Origin of the sequence: Pseudoalteromonas sp. T1lg65, assembly GCF_051930985.1 — a bacterium.
Lineage (GTDB): Bacteria > Pseudomonadota > Gammaproteobacteria > Enterobacterales > Alteromonadaceae > Pseudoalteromonas.
Map to the genome: position 1 here is coordinate 505,595 of NZ_CP196837.1, position 19,490 is coordinate 525,084.

Consider the following 19,490-nt stretch of genomic DNA (forward strand, 5'->3'; position numbering starts at 1 on the left):
AAAGGACTCAGAAGTTGATGAGTGGCCAAGTGTCAAATATGCATGGAGCAACGATTCAGTATATTGCCCGCCAGGCAATTTTAAAATCAGATCTTGAGGTGTTCGCATACGAATTACTCTACCGTGATTCGGAAAATAATGCGTTTCCTGTTGGCGTGAGTGATGAATTGGCGACGGGCAGAATGTTTTTTAACTCGCTTATGTTTATCGGTGTTGACCGACTCACGGCAGGGCAACTAGCGTTTATCAACTTATCCGATGATTCCTTACTGCAAGAACTTCCTAACTTACTGTCGCCACAAAAAATTGTTATAGAAATTGTCGAGCGTAGTAAAGACATACCTTTACTAGTGGAATCGGTCTCCTCTCTTGTGAAAAAGGGTTATCGATTCGCACTTGATGATTACGATGGTGACCCGAAATGGCAACCGCTATTAGAGCTGATGCAGTTCGTCAAATTGGAAGTACAAGAGCCCATCATTAAAACGACGATGATGATTAAAAAACTGAAACGTCAGTATCCTCAGTTGCATGTTGTTGTTGAACGCATCGAGACGCAAGAGCAATATCAGTATATTCAAAAAGCGGGTGCCGATTATTTCCAAGGCTTTTTCTTCTCTCGTCCAGAAATGCTAAATCATGGCAATGTTGAGCCATCTAAGTTAGTGGTATTGGAACTATTACGCTCAACAGCGAAAAAATCACTGTGTTTTAAAGAGATCCAACAACGAGTAAGTAAAGATCTCAGTTTGACTGCTCGGTTACTTAAGCTAGCTAATGCTAAAGCGGGTGATGAACGGATTGAAATAAAATCGATTTCACAAGCCGTGGTTTACTTGGGTGAGGATGCGATTAGGCAATTTGTGAAAATATTAGCACTGAGTAAACTTGGGGTTGATAAACCCAGTGAGTTGACTCGGATGGGGTTGGCTCGAGCGAAGTTTGTTGAAGCATTTTTGCGCCCAGGTGGGGAAGAGATGGCTGACCGAGGTTATTTACTGGGTCTAATGTCGATTTTAGATGTCATTTTAGAAGTTGAAATGTCAGTTATTGCAGCAGAATTCTCCTTAGACGCGAGTCTATCCAGTGCGTTATTAGATTATCAAGGGCTGCTAGGAGGAGCGCTACGCTTAGCCATTGAAATCGAACGTAATGAATGGCAAGAAGCAGAGCGGATACTGCAAGCAATCCGTCCTGCCACACCGACAGATTCGTTATACGACATGGCCAATGAATCGCGATCTTACGCGGATGAAATATTGGAAATTGTTGGTGAGTTTGAGCACGATCAAGCTAGCTGAGGCTATAACTAAAAAGCCAGCTTGATCCCGAGCGCCTTAATGAAGGTTTGCTCTTGCTCTAAGTCTGCTGCGAATAGCGTATGCGTTTCAAGCCAATCAGGAGAGGCTTTTACCAGTAATGTATTTTGCAATGCCTCGATTTCTAACACTGGTACCTGTTCTTGCTGGCGCTTACGGTTGGCAAGCACGCTAAGTCTAAGAAGAGCCAGCAGGTGAGCGAAGCGGTTTAAATCATCCGTTATTAACTCTGATAGTTCAGCGAGTTTTATTTTTTTGCGGCAAAACCGCACTAATGCGCTGAGATATTGTTGTTGTTGTTGCGTAAAACCAGGTAATTGGCTGTGTCTAACAATGTAAGCGCTGTGCTTGTGCAAACCTGATGAGTTGATCACTAGGCCGACTTCATGCAGCTTGGCTGCCCAGCATAACATTTCGTAATCCAACTTATTTAGTTGCCAGTTATTTTTAACAGCCTCATAAAGCACTTTTAAGGTGCTACAAATATTCTCCGCATGAGCTTGATCGACTCTATATTGTTCACTAAACGCATTAATAGTTCTGGTGCGAATATCAAACTCATCGGTTTGGTGCATTTCAAACAATAAGCCTTCTCTGAGGGCAAACTCGCAAAAGTGCATTTGTTCGAGATTAAGCTGTCTGAACAACGCAATTAATACTGCGAGACCACCCGCAATACTAGATTTTCTTTCCTCTGGAAGTGATTTTAAGTTGACCAGATCTAGGTGTCCCGCAGCGACAAACATAGCCTTTATGGCTTCTAGGCTAGCAAGTGTGATTTCTTCTTGTTGAAACAGCTCGTAGACCATCGCGGAGAGAGTTTTGATGGTACCAGAAGTTCCTAATACCGATCCCCAGCCCAATTTTTTGTAGTTTGCAGCAATGGCTTCAAGATGTTGTTCTGCACGGATCTCCGCTTTTTTAAAGCGTTTTACTGACAGCTTGCCATTGTCAAAAAAGCTTTTGGTCATCGTGACACAGCCGATGTTTCTGCTGCTTAATAATTTATGCGTTAAATGTTGGCCGATAATGAGTTCTGTGCTGCCGCCACCGATATCGATAACTAATCGGTTGTGGCTATCGTGAACGTGGTTTGCAACACCCTGGTAGATTAATCGAGCTTCTTCTTGCCCGGAAATAACATTAATAGTATATGGAAAAACGGCTTTTGCTCTGGCGAGGAAGGTCGCTAGATTCTTGCAGTTTCGAAGTGTATAAGTTGCAACCACTTGCACCGAGTCCGCCGGGAAATCCTGCAATGTAGAAGCAAATTGTGCAAGGGTGTCGATAGCACGTTGAATGGCCTCATCACTAAGCCTAAAGCGCTCATCTAAGCCTTCTGCTAAAAATACACGCTGCTTTTCTTTGTGCAAAATTTGCAAGCGGCCGTCAACTTCTCTAGCCACCACTAAATGAAAACTGTTTGACCCGAGATCGACCGCGGCAATTGAAGGGAAGTCTGCCATATCTATACCTTTAAAATACTATTCGCTTATCTCGCTCGCTTCCCACTTTTTCAAATAGTCATGTATGGCGATTTGTGAGCGAATTTTTTTTCGGTTACCTCGGCGAACGTACAGGTTCTTCTGTTCAGCGTCAATGATCCTTGCTTTGGTCCGATCTTTAAACTGCAACTCTATGATATCAATAATGACTTTTTTTAGTTGCTCTGAGTATATTGGGGTACCGACCTCTACACGGTGATCTAAGTTTCTGGTCATCCAATCAGCTGAAGAAATAAATACTTTCGGTTCGCCAGCATTATCAAAAACCATCACGCGAGGATGCTCAAGAAACCGATCGACAATACTAATAATCTTGATGTTTTCACTGAGTCCTGGAAGACCAGGTATCAGTGAACACATACCTCGAACAATAAGCCGAATTTTAACACCATGCTGTGATGCAAAATACAGCTTATCTACCAGTTGTTTATCAACTAAGTTATTGACCTTGATTGTTATTTTTCCATCGTTTCCACGTTCGGCTAACTTAACTTCATGCTCAATCAAATCTAAGATTTTGTCTCTGGCATTGACCGGGGATAGCATCAGGTGCTCAAAATGAAATGGGCGATAGCTGCTTTCAATAAATCTGAATACACTGTCACACTCTTCACAAATGTCAGGGTGTTTTGTGAATAGACTGAAGTCAGTGTAAATACGGGCTGTTTTTTCGTGAAAGTTCCCCGTGCCAATATGTGCGTACTTAACGATTTTTCCTTTCTCTTTACGATGCACGACACACAATTTGCTATGGACCTTAAGTGCTGGGATCCCTAGCATGACTTTAACACCAGATTCACTCAGTAGTTTGGCCCAGTCAATATTATTCTGCTCGTCAAATCTTGCTTTTAACTCCACCATTACAGTGACTTTTTTGCCATTCTTAGCTGCGTGGATCAATGACGCGATTAATCGCGAATTTTTTGCGACACGATAAATGTTCACCTTGATCTGTAATACTTTAGGATCGAATGCCGCCTGTCTAACGTACTCAAGCATGTGGTTGAACGTATGGTAAGGATAGTAAAGTAAAATATCTTGTTCAGTAATGGCTCGAAAAACACTAGAGTGTTTGTTAAAAGCTGCACTTTGAATCGGTTGTAACGGTTGGTTTTCTAAATAACGGCGGCCAATATTTGGAAAAGAAATGAAATCTCGGAAATTACGATAACGACCACCAGGTATTAGCGCATCTTGCCCTGTGATCCCCAGTCGTTTTTTCATCAACTTCAACAATTCTTCGGGCATACTTTCTTCATATACCAAACGCGTAGGTTCAGCATATAAACGCTGCTTAAGACCTTTAGACATAGTGTCTAACACGCCTTCTTCTAATTCATCATCAAGATTATATTCAGCGTCGCGAGTCAACTTAACAGAATAAGCGGCAATGTTGTCAAACTTGAAAAAGCTTTTAAATACATCAGCAATAAAAAAGCGTATCACGTCATCTAGCATGACGATTGTTTTATGTCTTCTGGTGCGTTCAGGCGGTAAAATAACAAAACGTTCTAATCTATCGGTTGGGATCTCTAAAAAAGCGTGATGTTGCTTTTCCCCATTCATCTCGACAAAAAAGTAGGTCAGAGAGTCATTTAAGTTGTCTGAATAGTCTTTATTTTCGTTTAGCATCATCGGCAGCATATGAGGTAAAACTCGGTCTTTAAAATAGCCGTTCAACCACTGCTGATGAAATTCAGATAGCTGCTCTGGTAGGCCAACATGAATATTACTGTCTTTTAAATCGTGCAGTATCTGTTGGTGAATGACATTGAACTTTTTACCAAGCTCCAGCACCTTTTTTTGTATCTCAATCAGTAAGGCTTCGTCTTCATCAAAATTGGTGTCTGGTAAGTTGTTAAGTAGGATTCGCCGTTTGACTTCAGCAATCCTAACTTTAAAAAATTCGTCGAGGTTATTTGAAAAAATGCCGAGAAAGCGCATCCTTTCAATAATCGGATTTGACGGGTCTTTGGCTTCTTGAAGCACGCGTTCGTTAAAAGACAGCCAACTTAATTCCTTCGGGAAATAACACGAAGCGGTGTGTTCTGGAGAAATAACCTGCATTTTCCTTACCATTTAGGTACAACTACCTAGGTAGCTTATGCAGATATTGTGGCAAATTTATGACAAATGCGACCTAGGTGGTCGCATTTATAGGTAGCCGACGGACAAAGGGGGATTAATCCTCTTCAACATCGACAATGAGATCACTCGTAATAGACTCTAGTGCTTCTATGACATTTTCTTTAACCGTACCTGGCGGTAAGCTAACAGTCGCAAAGGCACTGAATATAGGCAACCCCCAATTGGGCGCACTGCGTTGCTTGGAATTTAAATGGGTTATATTAGCTCCTTTGTGACGGATCACAGTTGCTAACTCTTGTACAATCCCTGGCCGGTCATTGCCAGTGATTACAAGATTAATTGTTTCTGGTTCTTCATTGTTCTCGCAGGCTTCACCACTTTCGATTCTGACATCTAAGTTAGCGAGTGATCTCAGTGCATCTTGTAGTTCCTGAAGGTGTTCTTCTGCAACTTCGATTTGCACAATGCCGGCAAACTGACCAGCCAAATGGCTTAAGTTACTTGTTAGCCAGTTCCCATGATGAGATAAAACTGCTGAGGATATTTCTTCAACGAGACCAGGACGGTCCTTTCCTATAAGTGTTAGTACTAACTGCTTCATCTTATTATGTCTCTTTTTGTTGGCACCCGTAGGCGGAAAACGAAATCGGCGCAAGACTCAGACTAGTTCAAAAACAACTTTTGTCCAGCTTTGTGAGACTTAGAATGTAAAGAAATGCAACAGAAATTATGAAGTTACACTAGTTCGTTATTTGAAATAAAATAATGACCATAAGTTCATCGCAAACAGTCCCCTTGGTGTCCATTTTGTAACACAACTGTCATCTTGGTGAAATATAATAGGCATAATTTCAAAACCAAAGGGTATCTTGATGACTTCCAATCCGCAAAAGCCATCCTTTACTACGGATAGAAGCCGTCTCTTAAAAGACAGGTTTGCACAGTTTGGCATTACCTCCGGTGGAGTGATGGTTTTAGTCGCTCTATTGTTGATCTTCTTTTATCTGCTGTATGTGGTACAACCCATTTTTGAGTCAGCAAAAGTGGAAAAACGAACAGAGATTCAGTTAGCACCACAAACCACCTACCTCGGCCTTGGTGTCGAAGAGCAAACCGAAATAGCCTACCTTATGAGTGATAAAGGGACTGTTGATTTTTATCAAGTCAAGGGAGAAGGTAGCGGTAAGCTTATTGACAGTATACAAGTTGAGTTTGAAGGTACTATCACCGCATTTGCCAGCAGCGCTCCATTTCTTGGTCAATACGCTTACGGCTTAAACAATGGTCAGGTGCAGCTGGTCAAACCGATGCTACAAGTTAGCTTTCCTGGCAATGAACGTGTTTTATCGCCACGCCTGAGCTACCCATTGGACGCAAAACAGTTAGTCGTAGATGAACAAGGCGCTGCGATCCGTAAGTTTGCTTTTAGCCATTATGAAGATAAGACTGCGGTAGTGGCACAGACCTCAGATAAGCGCGTTATATTCGCTTCGTTTGTTGCCGAAGAAAACATGTTTACCGGCGAAGTAGAGTGGTCAGTAGAACGCACTGAATTAGATATTGATGGACGTGTTGATGAGTTGCTGATTTCACCAGACACCTCGCGTACATTCGTACGCTCTGCCAATCAAATTTATGTGTTTGACACGCGTTTCGCAACCAGTGTTGAGCTGTTCCAGCTACTGGCTGCAAACGAAGAAAACGCCAACTTGGTCGGAACGACGTTGCTTGCGGGTGCAAATTCTTTGATGTTGGCGAATGACAATGGTGAAGTTTCTCAATGGTTTGAAGTGAATAGCGACGAAGGTCGTCAGTTTGCGAAAATCCGCTCGTTTGAAACAGGCAAAAGCAAACAGGTTCGTCTGTCTACCGAATATTATCGCCGTACTTTTTTCACCACCAATGATAAAGGTGAATTAGGTCTTTATTACACCACCAGTGAAGCGCAGCTTTGGCAAGGTAAAATTACCGAAGGCAAAATTGATAAGTTCGTTGTTGCACCTAGAGCTAATGCTGCGATAGCGCTTTCTGGCGATACCATGAGCGTGTTCGAACTACATAACGAACACCCGGAAGTGACTTGGTCGGCGCTGTGGCAAGAAGTGTGGTATGAAGGTTATCCAGAGCCAGCCTATACTTGGCAGTCGACTTCTGCAAGCGATGATTTTGAATCCAAATTTTCACTGGTTCCGATTTCATTTGGGACCATCAAAGCGGCCTTGTATGCCATGCTTTTCGCCGTACCTATTGCGCTCTCAGCGGCAATTTATACAGCATACTTTATGTCTAGCGAGTTGCGCAGAGTGGTGAAGCCAACGGTAGAAATCATGGAAGCACTACCAACGGTTATCTTGGGTTTTTTGGCGGGACTTTGGTTGGCGCCACTGATTGAAACGCATTTACCAGCGGTTGTCGCATTGCTTGTGTTACTCCCAGTTGCCGTCATTGCAACCGCTTTTGGGTGGACAAAATTACCTGTGCGTATCCGTCACGTTATTCCTGAGGGGTGGCATTCAATCATTCTGTTGCCTGTGGTGCTGATTGTCGGTTGGTTCTCATTTGCGATGAGTGATTTGGTTGAGACCTGGATGTTTGGCGGTAATGTCAGGCAATACCTAACTAATGAACTGGGCTTAACATTTGACCAGCGTAATTCATTGGTTGTCGGGATCGCGATGGGGTTTGCAGTAATTCCAACTATATTCTCAATTGCGGAAGATGCGGTGTTCAGTGTTCCAAAACACTTATCTAACGGGTCATTAGCATTAGGCGCTACACAATGGCAGACCCTTGTTCGAGTTGTGTTGTTAACTGCCAGCCCGGGTATTTTTTCTGCGGTTATGATGGGTCTGGGTCGTGCGGTAGGTGAAACCATGATCGTGCTAATGGCAACGGGTAACACACCGATAATGGACTGGAGTATTTTCCAAGGTATGAGAACCTTAGCGGCCAATATTGCGGTTGAGATGCCTGAATCAGAAGTCGGAAGTTCGCACTACCGTATCCTATTCCTCGCTGCGTTTGTTTTGTTTATTTTTACTTTTGTATTCAACACAGTTGCTGAATTTGTAAGGCAGCAGCTGCGTGAAAAATACAGCTCAATGTAATTGGAGTGACATGACATGGTAAAACAATGGTTTAAGTCAGGTTCTCCGTGGATCTGGATGACAGGTGGCGCGGTCAGCATCAGTTTGATTTCGGTTATTGGACTGCTTGCAATGATTGCTTGGAAGGGATTGAGTTTCTTCTGGCCATCACAAGTTGTTGAACTGCAACTTGAAGGTTCCGTGCCTAAGCAAACGGTAATTGGTGAAATCTATGACCGTGAGCTAGTTCCAAAAACGCGCCTTGAAGCAGCTGGTTACGATTTATCTGGTTATAAAGACGAATATGTAGAGCGTTTACTGGTTAAAACAGGTAACCGTGAGTACGTTGAACTTGATTTTCGCTGGGTGCTTTCAACTGATATTCAAAGTCAACAAGCACCAGAAAAGCTGGCTGTGTTTGAACGAAGCAAAAACGGTAACTTTTATGGTTACGTAACGAAAGTCATTGAAGATGGCAAGGTAGTTACAGAACAGCCTGTTGAACGGTTATTCGAATTGGTTGAGCGTGCCGTTGATTTAAATGAAGAAGCGCTTGACTTACAAAACAGTGAAATCGGTCATATTAACTATGAACTTGAGCGTTTACGTTTACGCGAGCGTTCGTATGCATTAGACAATGAATTAAGCGATGAAAAATTAGCCGAATTAAATGCTCGCCGTGCGGAGTTAAAAGAAGAGTACAAAGTCTTTGAGAAGCGTTTGTTCGAGTTGCGTAAAAAGGCAAAGCGTGACCAAGTTGTTGTAAAAGACATGCGTGGTGAAGAAGTAACTTTACCTCTATATCAAGTGTTAGATGTTTGGTTTCCAAATGATATGGGCTTTTTTGCAAAAACGGCACACTACATAGTTCAAATCGGCAAATTTATTAGCGACGACCCTCGTGAAGCGAATACTGAAGGTGGCGTTTTCCCTGCGATTTTCGGAACTGTATTTATGGTCATGCTGATGGCGGTAATCGTGACCCCATTTGGTGTGGTTGCGGCGATTTATCTTCATGAATATGCAGCTAAAAATGCCATCACGAAGATGATCCGTATCGCGGTGATCAACCTAGCTGGTGTTCCGTCAATTGTATACGGAGTGTTTGGTTTAGGTTTCTTTGTTTATATGCTAGGCGGTTCTATCGATGAACTGTTCTACGCAGAAGCTGCACCTAGTCCTGTGTTTGGCACACCAGGCGTGATTTGGTCAGCGCTAACGTTGGCAATATTAACGCTACCTGTTGTAATAGTTTCTACGGAAGAAGGTCTATCGCGCATACCAAGTTCTGTCCGTCATGGTTCACTTGCTTTAGGTGCTACCAAGGCTGAAACACTGTGGAAAATCATTGTACCAATGGCAAGTCCAGCTATCATGACAGGCCTTATCTTGGCTGTTGCTCGTGCGGCTGGCGAAGTCGCCCCATTGATGCTAGTGGGTGTTGTTAAGATGGCACCGACATTACCGCTTGATGGTAACTTCCCTTATATTCATTTAGATCGTAAGTTTATGCACCTAGGTTTCCATATCTATGATGTTGGTTTCCAAAGCCCGAATGTGGAAGCCGCTAGACCTTTGGTCTATGCCACTGCATTCCTGCTAGTTACGGTTATTATTGCCCTGAACATCACCGCGATTGGTATTCGTAACCATCTGCGTGAAAAGTTCAGAGCCCTTGAAAACTAATAGTAAAGATTTATAGGTAACAACATGATTACACTAACGCCAGAAGTTAATCAGGCAAACGGTAACACTAAGTTAGATTTGGAAAATTTAACTCCAGAGCAAACTGCACTAGAGATCAAAGATCTCGATCTTTACTACGGTGACAAACAAGCTCTGAGCAAAGTAAATATGCTTATTCCAACCGGACAGGTAACCGCATTCATTGGTCCTTCGGGTTGTGGTAAATCGACCTTATTACGTTGTATTAATCGTATGAATGATTTGGTTGATAATTGCCGTATTGAAGGCGAAATAAACCTAAAAGGTCAGAACATCTATGACAAGCGTGTTGATGTGGCTGCGCTACGTCGTAACGTTGGTATGGTATTTCAAAGACCAAATCCATTTCCTAAATCAATCTACGAGAACGTGGTATATGGTCTAAGATTACAAGGGATTAAAGACAAGCGTAAATTAGATGAAGTAGTCGAGAAGTCACTGCGCGGTGCCGCGCTTTGGGATGAAGTGAAAGATCGCCTACACGATAGCGCTTTTGGTTTATCAGGTGGTCAGCAACAGCGTTTGGTGATTGCCCGCTCTATCGCAATTGAACCAGAAGTGTTATTACTAGATGAGCCTACTTCGGCACTAGACCCAATCTCAACGTTAGTCATAGAAGAATTGATTAACGATTTGAAAAACAAGTATACCGTTGTCATCGTTACCCATAACATGCAACAAGCTGCACGCGTTTCAGATCAAACTGCCTTTATGTACATGGGTGAATTGATCGAATACGCAGATACCAATACCTTGTTTACAACTCCGTCTAAAAAGAAGACTGAAGACTACATTACCGGCCGTTACGGCTAAGTCTGGCGTGGTTGAGGAGAATACGATGGAACATAACATCAATAAACACATTTCTGGTCGCTTTAATGAAGAGCTAGAAAATGTCAGAAACCATGTATTGAGCATGGGTGGGCTTGTTGAACAGCAACTTAATACTGCGCTAGATGCGGTAAACAGTGGTGATGCTGAAAAAGCCAAAAAAGTCAGTAAAAACGATTACAAAGTAAATGCAATGGAAGTGAACATTGACGAAGAATGTACACGCATCATTGCCAAGCGTCAGCCAGCAGCAAGTGATCTTCGATTGGTTGTCGCAATTGCAAAAACGATTGCGGATTTAGAACGTATTGGAGATGAGGCTGAACGTATCGCCAAAGTCGCTTTAGACTCATTTACCAAAGATCAGCAAGATTTATTGGTTAACATCGATAATATGGGGCGTCAGGTATCGCAAATGTTGCACGATGTACTTGATTCGTTCGCCAGAATGGATGTGCAAAAAGCTTTTGAAGTTCATAAAGCGGATGCTCGTGTAGATAGAGAATATGAAGCCCTTACACGTCAAATAATGACGTATATGATGGAAGATCCACGTTCAATTCCAAAAATAATGGATTTAATCTGGTCAGTACGGTCATTGGAACGGATTGGAGACCGTTGTCAGAATATTGCTGAATATGTTATTTACTTTGTTAATGGCAAAGATATTCGTCATACATCTCAAGAAGATATAGCAAAATCGCTATAACCTTTCACCTCCTGCTGTGCAGATATCTGCACAGCTTATTCTAATGTGTAGTCGTTAATCAGATAAAAACCGTTCACAATATTGCTTAATGTTGTAAAATTAGCAGCTGCACATGCAAAACAATATGATTTAAGGGTCAATTATGCCTAGTAACGCGTTTTTAGGGGTTTTTGCAAAATCTCCTATTAAGCCCATAGAAGAGCATATTAAAATAGTCCATAAGGCCAGTGCGGCACTTATTCCTTTTTTTAACCACGTTTTTAAAGGGGAATGGACTGAAGCGGAAGCTTTACGAGTAGAAATTCGTAATTTAGAGCGCGAAGCTGACGATATGAAGCGAGAAGTTCGTTTGCAATTGCCTCGTGGTCTATTTATGCCAGTGGAAAGGACCGATCTACTGGAATTAATCACTCACCAAGACAAAATCGCCAATAAAGCAAAAGATATTGCTGGCCGTGTAATTGGCCGTGAGATGGCGATCCCTGAATCCATCCAGCAAGATTTTCTCACTTATTTGTCTCGTTGCGTTGATGCGACCAAACAAGCATGTAAGGCCATCAATGAGCTAGACGAATTACTTGAAACCGGCTTTAGAGGCCGTGAAGTAACATTAGTAGAGAAAATGCTCGTGGAGTTAGATGCTATCGAGCAAGACACGGATGAAATGCAAATCAAAATCCGTCAAGAGTTACGCACAGTTGAAGCCGAACTAAATCCAGTCGATGTGATGTTCTTATACAAAATCATTGAGTGGGTGGGTGAATTAGCTGATATTGCTGAGCGTGTAGGCTCACGTCTTGAGCTGATGTTAGCTCGCTAACTTCAACGATCTTTTAAAATTAAAGTAAGGTTTTCCAATGGATATCATTGCATCCTACGGCACGCTTCTGGTTTTGGTTGCCGCAGCAGTTGGTTTCTTTATGGCTTATGGTATTGGTGCAAACGACGTTGCAAATGCTATGGGTACATCGGTAGGTTCTAAAGCACTTACCATTAAACAAGCAATTATTGTTGCTATGATTTTTGAGTTTGCAGGTGCTTATTTAGCGGGTGGTGAAGTAACATCGACGATTCGCAAAGGCATTATTGACTCGACTCCTTTCTTAGATGTTCCTGAATTAATGGTATTAGGGATGATCTCAGCACTATTTGCTGCGGGTTCTTGGCTGTTATTGGCTTCACTACTTGGTTGGCCGGTATCAACAACACACTCGATCATCGGTGCAATTATCGGTTTTGCACTTGTTGCAGTGGGCAGTGAAGCTATCCAATGGGGCAAAGTCGTGGGGATTGTCGGTAGCTGGATAGTAACGCCTGCAATTTCCGGTTTTATCGCTTATCTTATTTTTATGAGCGCACAAAAACTGATTTTTGATACCAATAACCCTCTTGCCAACGCAAAACGTTTTGTACCTATTTATATGGGCCTAGCTGGTTTTGTTATGTCTCTAGTGACAATCAAAAAAGGCTTGAAGCACGTAGGAATCAAAATGGGTACGTTCGAAGGTTTTGCCTTGGCCATAGGTATTGCGGTAATTATTGGTATCATTGGTAAAATTGTGATTCAACGTTTGAAAATGGACCCTAAAGCTGACAAGCAAATGCAGTTTAATAACGTAGAAAAAGTGTTTGCTGTATTAATGGTATTAACCGCTTGTTGTATGGCGTTTGCACACGGTTCTAATGATGTTGCGAATGCGATTGGTCCATTAGCTGCGGTAGTTAATATTGTTGAGAACGATGGTGAAATTGCCAAAAAAGCGGCATTAGCTTGGTGGATCTTACCACTAGGTGGTTTTGGTATTGTGGTTGGTCTTGCTGTATTGGGTAAGAAAGTAATCAAGACCATCGGTGAAGGGATCACCCACTTGACACCAAGCCGAGGCTTTGCTGCTGAACTTGCTGCGGCATCAACAGTTGTTATCGCTTCTGGAACAGGTCTGCCAATTTCCACAACACAAACGCTGGTTGGTGCTGTACTAGGTGTGGGTATGGCCAGAGGTATCGCTGCTCTTAATATGGGGGTGGTGCGTAATATCGTGGTTTCTTGGGTTATTACGTTGCCAGTTGGTGCGGCCCTTGCTATTGTTATATTCTATATCCTAAGAACTGTATTTGGTGTTTAGTATCCTGCTACGGTACTAAAACTACACAGACTTTTAGCTTGAAAAGATCTCAGCACCTTTGGTGTTGGGGTCTTTTTTATTTTTGGGTTAGCAATTGGTATAACAGACCATGACGATAATGGTTAAATTGAGATAAGCTAGATTATCTAAGAGCGAATAAATTACAAGAGCAAACAGCGTGACAAACTTACCCAGTATTAAACAACTGCAATATCTGCTAGCAGTGCATCAATATCAGCATTTTGGAAGAGCAGCAGAAGCCTGCTTTATTGGTCAATCCACATTAAGTAGCGCAATTCAGACACTGGAAGAAATTTTGGGGTGTCAGCTTATTGAGCGAGAAAATAGAAGTTTGATGTTCACCGATATTGGTGAAGAAGTCGTTGAGCGCGCGCGAAAAATCATTGATGATACAATGAGCGTAAAGGAGCTTACCAAAAGCTACAAAAACCCGTTATCTGGAAAACTCACTCTAGGCATTATTCCCACAATCGCCAGCTTTATTGCTGCGCCGTTATATCAAGCTTGTAAGCGAGAGTTTTCGGAGCTTCAGCTAGTCCTGGTGGAAGATACCAGCGAAAATTTACTATACAAGTTAGAACATGGTCATATTGATATGGCGATGCTGGCACTGCCTTATCGTACTGACAAGTTTCATACCGAAGTATTAGCAAAAGACCACTTTAGTTTAGTTAGACATAAAGAGTATCAGGTGCCAGACCCGATAGAAGATTTCAATTTGTTACCTGATGAAAGTGTCTTCTTGCTAGAAAAAGAGCATTGTATGACGGGGCATGCATTGAGTGCCTGCCATTTAAATCGTAGTGCCTGCATCAATCCGTTTGAAGCGGCTAACTTACATACCCTATTAAGTATGGTGGAATATCAAAACGGTGTTACTTTCTTGCCGCAAATGGCGATCAACACAGGAATACTCGAGTCCAAGCCACTAGTGGCATCACCGCCCAGTGAACACGCCTATCGTGAAATTGGTCTAATTTGGCGTAGAACGACAGGTAGAAGTCGTGATTTCAGACTTTTCAGTGAATTTGCCAAAGCCTACGTAAAAAAACAGTGCAGCTAGCACTGTTTTTTTATTCCGAAAACACAACTATTTTTCCCCACCCCTCGACTAACTACATAAAGAAATTAAGAGCTTAGTTCAGTGTTTTTATTCACAGAAAAACAATTGATAAAACAAGCTGCGCAGGGCAATGAGCGAGCTTGGCAAAAATTGCTAGAGAAACATCAACAGCGAATTTATAACCAATGTTTGCGACTGATTGGCAATCCCAGTGACGCATGGGATGTTTGCCAAGATGTATTTTTGAGTATTTATAAAAGCTTGCCGAGTTACAAAGGGGATGCGCAGTTTTCGACTTGGGTATTTCGCATAACGCATGCCAGGATTGTTGACTACATGCGTAAACACCGCTTTGAAGATGTGAATGATTCAGGAGTTGAGCTATCGACTTCAGGACCTGATTGTGAAATCGCTGTATTACAACAGAATGCAGAGATCTATCATGCGTTAAAGCGATTGCCATTTGAGCAGCGCTTGGTAGTTGAGCTTAAATTTTTCCAACAATACACGTTCGATGAAATTGCAGCCCAATTAGAGACACCAGTAAACACAGTCAAAGCAAGGTTATATAGCGCGCTTGGAAAGATGAAAGGTCAATTGGAGGTAAATAATGGCTAAGTTAGATCAGCTATTTGAAGCTTGGTTAGATGGTAAAACCTTATCAGAGCAAGAATTGGAGCTGCTTCAGCAAGATAACGAGTATCGACAATTAATGGCTGAAGCCCGAGGGTGGCAAGAAAAAGCCAATCAGTACCAAGATGTTCCGACGCCAAGGTGGTTGAAACACGTAAACCCGTTGACAGCAAGTTGGTTACAGGTTGCTTCTTATTTGCTAGTTGGATTGGGAATAGTAGGCCTTTGGCTACAAAATGTAGATCTAAACAAGCAATTACAGCAGCAAAATCAGCTGATCGCGACACAACAACAAGTAATGAAAGATGTCGTAGCCGAGCTGAAACAGCGATCCGTTACTGACAAACAAGCCTTGTCATCCATTGCAACTCAAGTGGTGGCGCAAACAAGAAAAGAAAGAGGCTTAGAGATCAATAATCTTGTGGATTTTATGCAAGCCCAGCGGGCGCAAGATCAAGCCTTATTGCGATTGCAATTAAACGAATTAGAAGCACAGGTTGACAATACACCTGTAGAACGTTTGGCAAAATATTGAGGTAACCCATGAAACTTATCAGCATACTAATATCGGCCGCACTGGCTTCTACACCACTAATCGGTAATACAAAAGACTTACAACCGATGAAACGGGAGGTAAAAATATTTGAAAGAGTTCTTGGCAGTGCGTTACAGCACGATATGCCTGGGCAAGTAAGAAAAGTATCAGGCTATTATTTGCAAGGACAAGGTTTGGTCTTTGAGTTACAACTTAAACGCCAGCACAGTCTCAACTGGCTAGCCCCTTTGGATAATTTAGATGAAATAGCAGCGCTTGGAGAGTTTGACTTTCCACATTTTGAAACAAATGTGGTCAATGAAGAGAACACCGAAACTTTTTCTGAGGCGTGGTCTTCAACCATGGAAAAAGTTAGAGAAGAAGCTGAAAAGCTCAAAGAATCTGCCTGGAGAGAGCGAGAAACACGTATGCAGTTACGTGAATTGAAGCGCCAGAAATCTGAGTTAGAGTTTGCAAAGCGACATCATGCTGAAGACGATGAAGCAAGGGATGATTTAGCCAAGGAAATCGCTTCGGTTGAACAAAATATAGAGTCACTTAACCAGCAAGAGTCTGAGCTTGGCAAGAAGTTACAACAGTTAAGAAATAAGTTTGAACAACAAAAACAGCAAAAAGAAGCGCAGAAGCTAGAGCAACAACGTAATTTAAATGCTTCACTCAGTGACAATATTGCAAGGAGCCTTTGCGATTATGGTGCTGGTTTGAAAGCTTTAGCTGTGAGTGAATATATTAGCTTTACCTATCCTAATCTATTGGAGCCAGAGCAAAAACACATCATGATTTATCAGCAAAGTGAGGTGCAGCGTTGTGTTACTGGAAAAATAGATGCTAGCGCGTTAGCCAAACAAGCGAAACAGTACGTATTTTAATTGATAGATGGAGTGGTACCAAGACGAAGCTAGTACTGCTCCATATTTTTGCTTGCGACTAGGTTGGGTAAAAACAGCAAATACACCCACACCACCAAATTGAAATAAGGGATCAGACCCAGCACTGTGAATAATTTCAATGGATAGCCTTTTAAATTTGCATAGCGATAACACTGATATGCAATTAAAAGATTTAAAACCACCAGTAATATTGAGAGTGACAGCATTTTTTACCTCCAGAGCTCCATTGCCAGATGTTGTCAAATTCCCTGAATGTCATAAAAAATAATGTGTTACGCTTTTTTTAGAGGACATCATTGACTGTTATCTCTAATTATAGAGAAGTTTTTTGGAAGTAAAAGTAGCCTTTCGTATAAAGTTGTTACTGTACTGTTTTCTCGAATAAAATAGTTTCTAGCTTTGATTGGAGTTGTGTTATTGGTAATGGTCGAGAGATAAAGTAGCCTTGGCCATAATCCACGCCAATCTCTTTAAGTTTTTGAAAAGTCTCGTTGTTCTCTATGTATTCAGCAACAGAATGCTTGTCTAGTGAATGACTAATATCATTCACAGCTTTGACTAAGGCAAGGTCGATAGGATCATTTAGCATGTCGCGTACAAACGACCCATCTATCTTGACATGTTGCGCTGGTAGCTGTTTCAGGTAACTAAAGGTGCTAAAACCAGTGCCGAAATCATCAATAGAAAAATGGCAGCCCATCTCATTTAACTTTTTAACCATTGCTTGGGTTGCACTTAGGTTATTAATACTGGCAGATTCGGTAATTTCAAAAATGACACAACCAGCTGGCACTTTATGGTCTGTTAAGCATTGCTGAATATGTGGCAGCAAACGCTCATCCAAGAACGAATGTGCTGATAAATTTATTGCAACTTGTGTCAACTCTGGGTGTTCTGCCATCGCTTTTATCGCAGCTTTGATGACGCATTGATCCATCAGATAGGTATCGTTGAGTAACTCAAGCGCTGGGATAAACTGGTTCGGATATACTAATTCGTTATGAATATTTAAGCGTAATAAGGCCTCAAAGTAGGCGACTTTGTGTTGTTTGAAATCCCAGATAGGTTGGTAATGCAGCTCTATAGCGTTATTTTGCAATGCTTGTCTGACATTGTGCCCCCACTCGAGTCCAGTTTGCAGAGTTTGATTTTGCACATCATCTTTGCTATAGCAATGTACCAAGTTACGGCCCAGATTTTTAGCGATATAAAGTGCGATATCCGCTTGTTTTAAGCATTCACTGGGATCTGCATTTTGTACTGTGAGTTGGGTTAATCCAATTGAGCAACTCAATGAGTAGGCACTGTCCTCAAAATGGAACTTATGCTGTTCAATAGACATGCAAATATTTTCAGCACACATGTGTGCATCTAATAGGTTGGTATCTCTAAGCAATACTGCAAATTCATCCCCTCCGATTCTGAAGATAAGATGATCTTTACTAATACTTTCACTAAACAGCTCTGAAACCTCTTTCAAGACAATATCACCTTGTTGGTGTCCTTTACTGTCATTAATGATCTTAAAGTGATCTAGGTCGATATAAATAAGTGCATGCTCTCGAGCTTTTTGATCTTTTACTTCACTACAAAACTGCTGCAACTGTTGGTCAAAGTAATAACGGTTGTGCAGTCCTGTGAGAGTGTCATGCCAGGCTAAATGTTTTAGTTGGAATTCTGCTTGTTTGCGTTCGTGGATATTATCTAACGTAGCAGTAATTGCGACGGAGCTGCTCGTGTTTTTGATCAATTGTAAACGACATTCAACCCAAATCAAATGTCCTTGTTTGTGACGTAACTGCATTTCTAGCTGGGTATGCTGGGTTTCAGCGCTTTGCATCTTTGCGATTTTTTGTTGCAGTATTTTGGCGTCTTCATCGAGCAGATAATCACACAATTGTGAGCGCAAACTATGCTTTATTCCAAAACCGGATAACTGTTCCCATGCTGGGTTAATAAAGCGGATCTCACCGTTTAGATCCAACTCAACCACAACCGTGCGCAGGTGCAATAAAATTCTTTGGTGAGCAGAAAACAGCTCTTTATATTTACCTTCGCTATGACTGAGTTGTTCGACTTTATTGGCAAATTCGGCGTAGCTAACCATAAAGTCTTCGCGACGAGCTGCATGATCACAGACTTTGCTTAAAAATGGCAGATCGTAAGGCGCTCTGACAAAATCAGTGACACCGAGTAATAGCAGTTGTTCTGCGTGATCTGCATCGCGTTTATCGATAATAGTTACGATCGCTTGACTGGGCTTACGCTGTAAAATTTGTCCCACAAGCTCTTCAGTAGATTGAGCAAGCGTTGCGGTCGTGTCGAGTAAGATGATAGCGAAGTCATTTTGAAAAAAAGCGGAAAGAGCTTCATGCGCAGAAGTAGTATGTGTGCAGACAAAATTAAGAGAAAGGTGTGTGCAAATTTCTTCAGCTTTGGCGATGTTAGGTTCAAGCAATAATAAATTTAGACGGCTGCTTTTTTCTAGGTGTGTTGATAGGACATTGGCTAAAACTTGCGGTAGTTTTTCCTGTTTTTCAAAAGGCAATACCGCATCAATACTGTAGCTTCGTGCTGTTGTTTCCGCGATGCGTTCACAGTATATCGGTGGAATAAGTACGATAGGTGTATTTTTCGGGGTTGCTAGTAAACCCGAACGTATCATTCTTGAAAACCGCCACCCATCGATCTGTCCTACGTCCAGTCCCGTAATCACTAAGTCGACAGGTTCTTTTTTCAATAAACTGAGCGCATCTCTGGAGTCTGAGGTTTCAATAATATTGAAAACATCAAGTGAACTTAGCGTTTTGGCTAATATTTTTCGTTGGGTGTCATGGGCATTTAATATAAGTAGAGTCAGTTTTCTTGCCATCGTTGTTACAACCCCAGATTATTAATGGCTATTCGCTATCTTTATTAAGTTTTTGTTTAATTTAAG

General features: G+C 41.8%; 16 protein-coding genes. 11 read left to right on the forward strand and 5 right to left on the reverse strand.

The annotated features are described in order from the left end of the window. The first annotated feature begins 17 nt into the window (after window positions 1-17). Window positions 18-1,301, forward strand: a complete 1,284-nt coding sequence (locus ACSLBF_RS02320; RefSeq protein ID WP_440055013.1) for an EAL and HDOD domain-containing protein — start codon at window positions 18-20, stop codon at window positions 1,299-1,301. Window positions 1,302-1,309: 8 nt separating this feature from the next. Here ACSLBF_RS02320 and ACSLBF_RS02325 read toward each other — a convergent pair whose 3' ends face one another. From ACSLBF_RS02325 to ACSLBF_RS02335, 3 genes are all read right to left on the reverse strand, one after another. Further along, on the reverse strand, window positions 1,310-2,785 hold the full coding sequence (locus ACSLBF_RS02325; RefSeq protein WP_440055014.1) for a Ppx/GppA phosphatase family protein: 1,476 nt from the start codon (window positions 2,783-2,785) through the stop codon (window positions 1,310-1,312). An 18-nt stretch (window positions 2,786-2,803) separates the two neighbouring features. Beyond that, window positions 2,804-4,891 carry a polyphosphate kinase 1 gene (gene ppk1 / locus ACSLBF_RS02330; RefSeq protein WP_440055015.1) on the reverse strand — a complete coding sequence of 696 codons (2,088 nt, stop codon included), beginning with the start codon at window positions 4,889-4,891 and terminating at the stop codon, window positions 2,804-2,806. 115 nt (window positions 4,892-5,006) lie between these two features. Next, on the reverse strand, window positions 5,007-5,513 hold the full coding sequence (locus tag ACSLBF_RS02335) for a glycine cleavage system protein R (protein WP_440055016.1): 507 nt from the start codon (window positions 5,511-5,513) through the stop codon (window positions 5,007-5,009). 271 nt (window positions 5,514-5,784) lie between these two features. Here ACSLBF_RS02335 and ACSLBF_RS02340 point away from each other — a divergent pair, with 271 nt between their 5' ends. The 10 genes from ACSLBF_RS02340 to ACSLBF_RS02385 all read left to right on the forward strand — a co-directional run bounded on the left by ACSLBF_RS02340 (window position 5,785) and on the right by ACSLBF_RS02385 (window position 16,531). Beyond that, window positions 5,785-8,019, forward strand: a complete 2,235-nt coding sequence (locus ACSLBF_RS02340) for an ABC transporter permease subunit (RefSeq protein WP_440055017.1) — start codon at window positions 5,785-5,787, stop codon at window positions 8,017-8,019. Window positions 8,020-8,034: 15 nt separating this feature from the next. Beyond that, entirely contained in the window at window positions 8,035-9,684 is a 1,650-nt protein-coding gene (gene pstA, locus ACSLBF_RS02345) for a phosphate ABC transporter permease PstA (RefSeq protein ID WP_440055018.1), read from the forward strand. 24 nt (window positions 9,685-9,708) lie between these two features. Beyond that, window positions 9,709-10,536, forward strand: a complete 828-nt coding sequence (gene pstB / locus ACSLBF_RS02350) for a phosphate ABC transporter ATP-binding protein PstB (RefSeq protein ID WP_440055019.1) — start codon at window positions 9,709-9,711, stop codon at window positions 10,534-10,536. A 25-nt stretch (window positions 10,537-10,561) separates the two neighbouring features. Continuing rightward, window positions 10,562-11,263, forward strand: a complete 702-nt coding sequence (phoU, locus tag ACSLBF_RS02355) for a phosphate signaling complex protein PhoU (RefSeq protein ID WP_440055020.1) — start codon at window positions 10,562-10,564, stop codon at window positions 11,261-11,263. A 142-nt stretch (window positions 11,264-11,405) separates the two neighbouring features. Beyond that, window positions 11,406-12,083 carry a TIGR00153 family protein gene (locus ACSLBF_RS02360; RefSeq protein WP_440055021.1) on the forward strand — a complete coding sequence of 226 codons (678 nt, stop codon included), beginning with the start codon at window positions 11,406-11,408 and terminating at the stop codon, window positions 12,081-12,083. A gap of 37 nt (window positions 12,084-12,120) precedes the next feature. Then, window positions 12,121-13,389: an inorganic phosphate transporter gene (locus ACSLBF_RS02365; RefSeq protein ID WP_440055022.1), complete on the forward strand. Its 1,269-nt coding sequence runs from the start codon at window positions 12,121-12,123 to the stop codon at window positions 13,387-13,389. A 178-nt stretch (window positions 13,390-13,567) separates the two neighbouring features. Beyond that, window positions 13,568-14,473 (forward strand): hydrogen peroxide-inducible genes activator, encoded by a 906-nt coding sequence (locus ACSLBF_RS02370; RefSeq protein WP_440055023.1) that lies wholly within the window; start codon window positions 13,568-13,570, stop codon window positions 14,471-14,473. Window positions 14,474-14,554: 81 nt separating this feature from the next. Next, entirely contained in the window at window positions 14,555-15,091 is a 537-nt protein-coding gene (locus ACSLBF_RS02375; RefSeq protein WP_440055024.1) for an RNA polymerase sigma factor, read from the forward strand. Next, the gene (locus tag ACSLBF_RS02380; RefSeq protein WP_440055025.1) at window positions 15,084-15,641 is read left to right on the forward strand and encodes a hypothetical protein; all 558 of its coding nucleotides are present in this window, start codon (window positions 15,084-15,086) and stop codon (window positions 15,639-15,641) included. Before ACSLBF_RS02375 ends, ACSLBF_RS02380 begins: the two co-directional genes overlap by 8 nt. 8 nt (window positions 15,642-15,649) lie before the next feature. Then, window positions 15,650-16,531 carry a hypothetical protein gene (locus tag ACSLBF_RS02385; protein WP_440055026.1) on the forward strand — a complete coding sequence of 294 codons (882 nt, stop codon included), beginning with the start codon at window positions 15,650-15,652 and terminating at the stop codon, window positions 16,529-16,531. Between the two features lie 29 nt (window positions 16,532-16,560). On the opposite strand, the gene ACSLBF_RS02390 is transcribed toward ACSLBF_RS02385, so the two are convergent. Beyond that, window positions 16,561-16,758, reverse strand: coding sequence for a hypothetical protein (locus ACSLBF_RS02390; RefSeq protein ID WP_440055027.1), 198 nt, complete (start codon window positions 16,756-16,758; stop codon window positions 16,561-16,563). 155 nt (window positions 16,759-16,913) lie between these two features. Next, complete coding sequence (locus ACSLBF_RS02395) at window positions 16,914-19,424, reverse strand: EAL domain-containing protein (protein ID WP_440055028.1); 2,511 nt, start codon at window positions 19,422-19,424, stop codon at window positions 16,914-16,916. Between the last annotated feature and the right edge of the window lie 66 nt (window positions 19,425-19,490).

Excerpts from the sequence above, each read along its gene's own strand:
- ACSLBF_RS02360 (WP_440055021.1), top strand. The coding sequence starts at position 11,406 with ATGCCTAGTAACGCGTTTTTAGGGGTTTTTGCAAAATCTCCTATTAAG.
- ACSLBF_RS02395 (WP_440055028.1), bottom strand. The coding sequence starts at position 19,424 with ATGGCAAGAAAACTGACTCTACTTATATTAAATGCCCATGACACCCAA.
- phoU (WP_440055020.1), top strand. The coding sequence starts at position 10,562 with ATGGAACATAACATCAATAAACACATTTCTGGTCGCTTTAATGAAGAG.
- ACSLBF_RS02365 (WP_440055022.1), top strand. The coding sequence starts at position 12,121 with ATGGATATCATTGCATCCTACGGCACGCTTCTGGTTTTGGTTGCCGCA.
- ACSLBF_RS02385 (WP_440055026.1), top strand. The coding sequence starts at position 15,650 with ATGAAACTTATCAGCATACTAATATCGGCCGCACTGGCTTCTACACCA.
- ACSLBF_RS02320 (WP_440055013.1), top strand. The coding sequence starts at position 18 with ATGAGTGGCCAAGTGTCAAATATGCATGGAGCAACGATTCAGTATATT.
- ACSLBF_RS02325 (WP_440055014.1), bottom strand. The coding sequence starts at position 2,785 with ATGGCAGACTTCCCTTCAATTGCCGCGGTCGATCTCGGGTCAAACAGT.
- ACSLBF_RS02390 (WP_440055027.1), bottom strand. The coding sequence starts at position 16,758 with ATGCTGTCACTCTCAATATTACTGGTGGTTTTAAATCTTTTAATTGCA.
- ACSLBF_RS02380 (WP_440055025.1), top strand. The coding sequence starts at position 15,084 with ATGGCTAAGTTAGATCAGCTATTTGAAGCTTGGTTAGATGGTAAAACC.
- ACSLBF_RS02340 (WP_440055017.1), top strand. The coding sequence starts at position 5,785 with ATGACTTCCAATCCGCAAAAGCCATCCTTTACTACGGATAGAAGCCGT.
- ACSLBF_RS02335 (WP_440055016.1), bottom strand. The coding sequence starts at position 5,513 with ATGAAGCAGTTAGTACTAACACTTATAGGAAAGGACCGTCCTGGTCTC.
- pstB (WP_440055019.1), top strand. The coding sequence starts at position 9,709 with ATGATTACACTAACGCCAGAAGTTAATCAGGCAAACGGTAACACTAAG.
- pstA (WP_440055018.1), top strand. The coding sequence starts at position 8,035 with ATGGTAAAACAATGGTTTAAGTCAGGTTCTCCGTGGATCTGGATGACA.
- ppk1 (WP_440055015.1), bottom strand. The coding sequence starts at position 4,891 with ATGCAGGTTATTTCTCCAGAACACACCGCTTCGTGTTATTTCCCGAAG.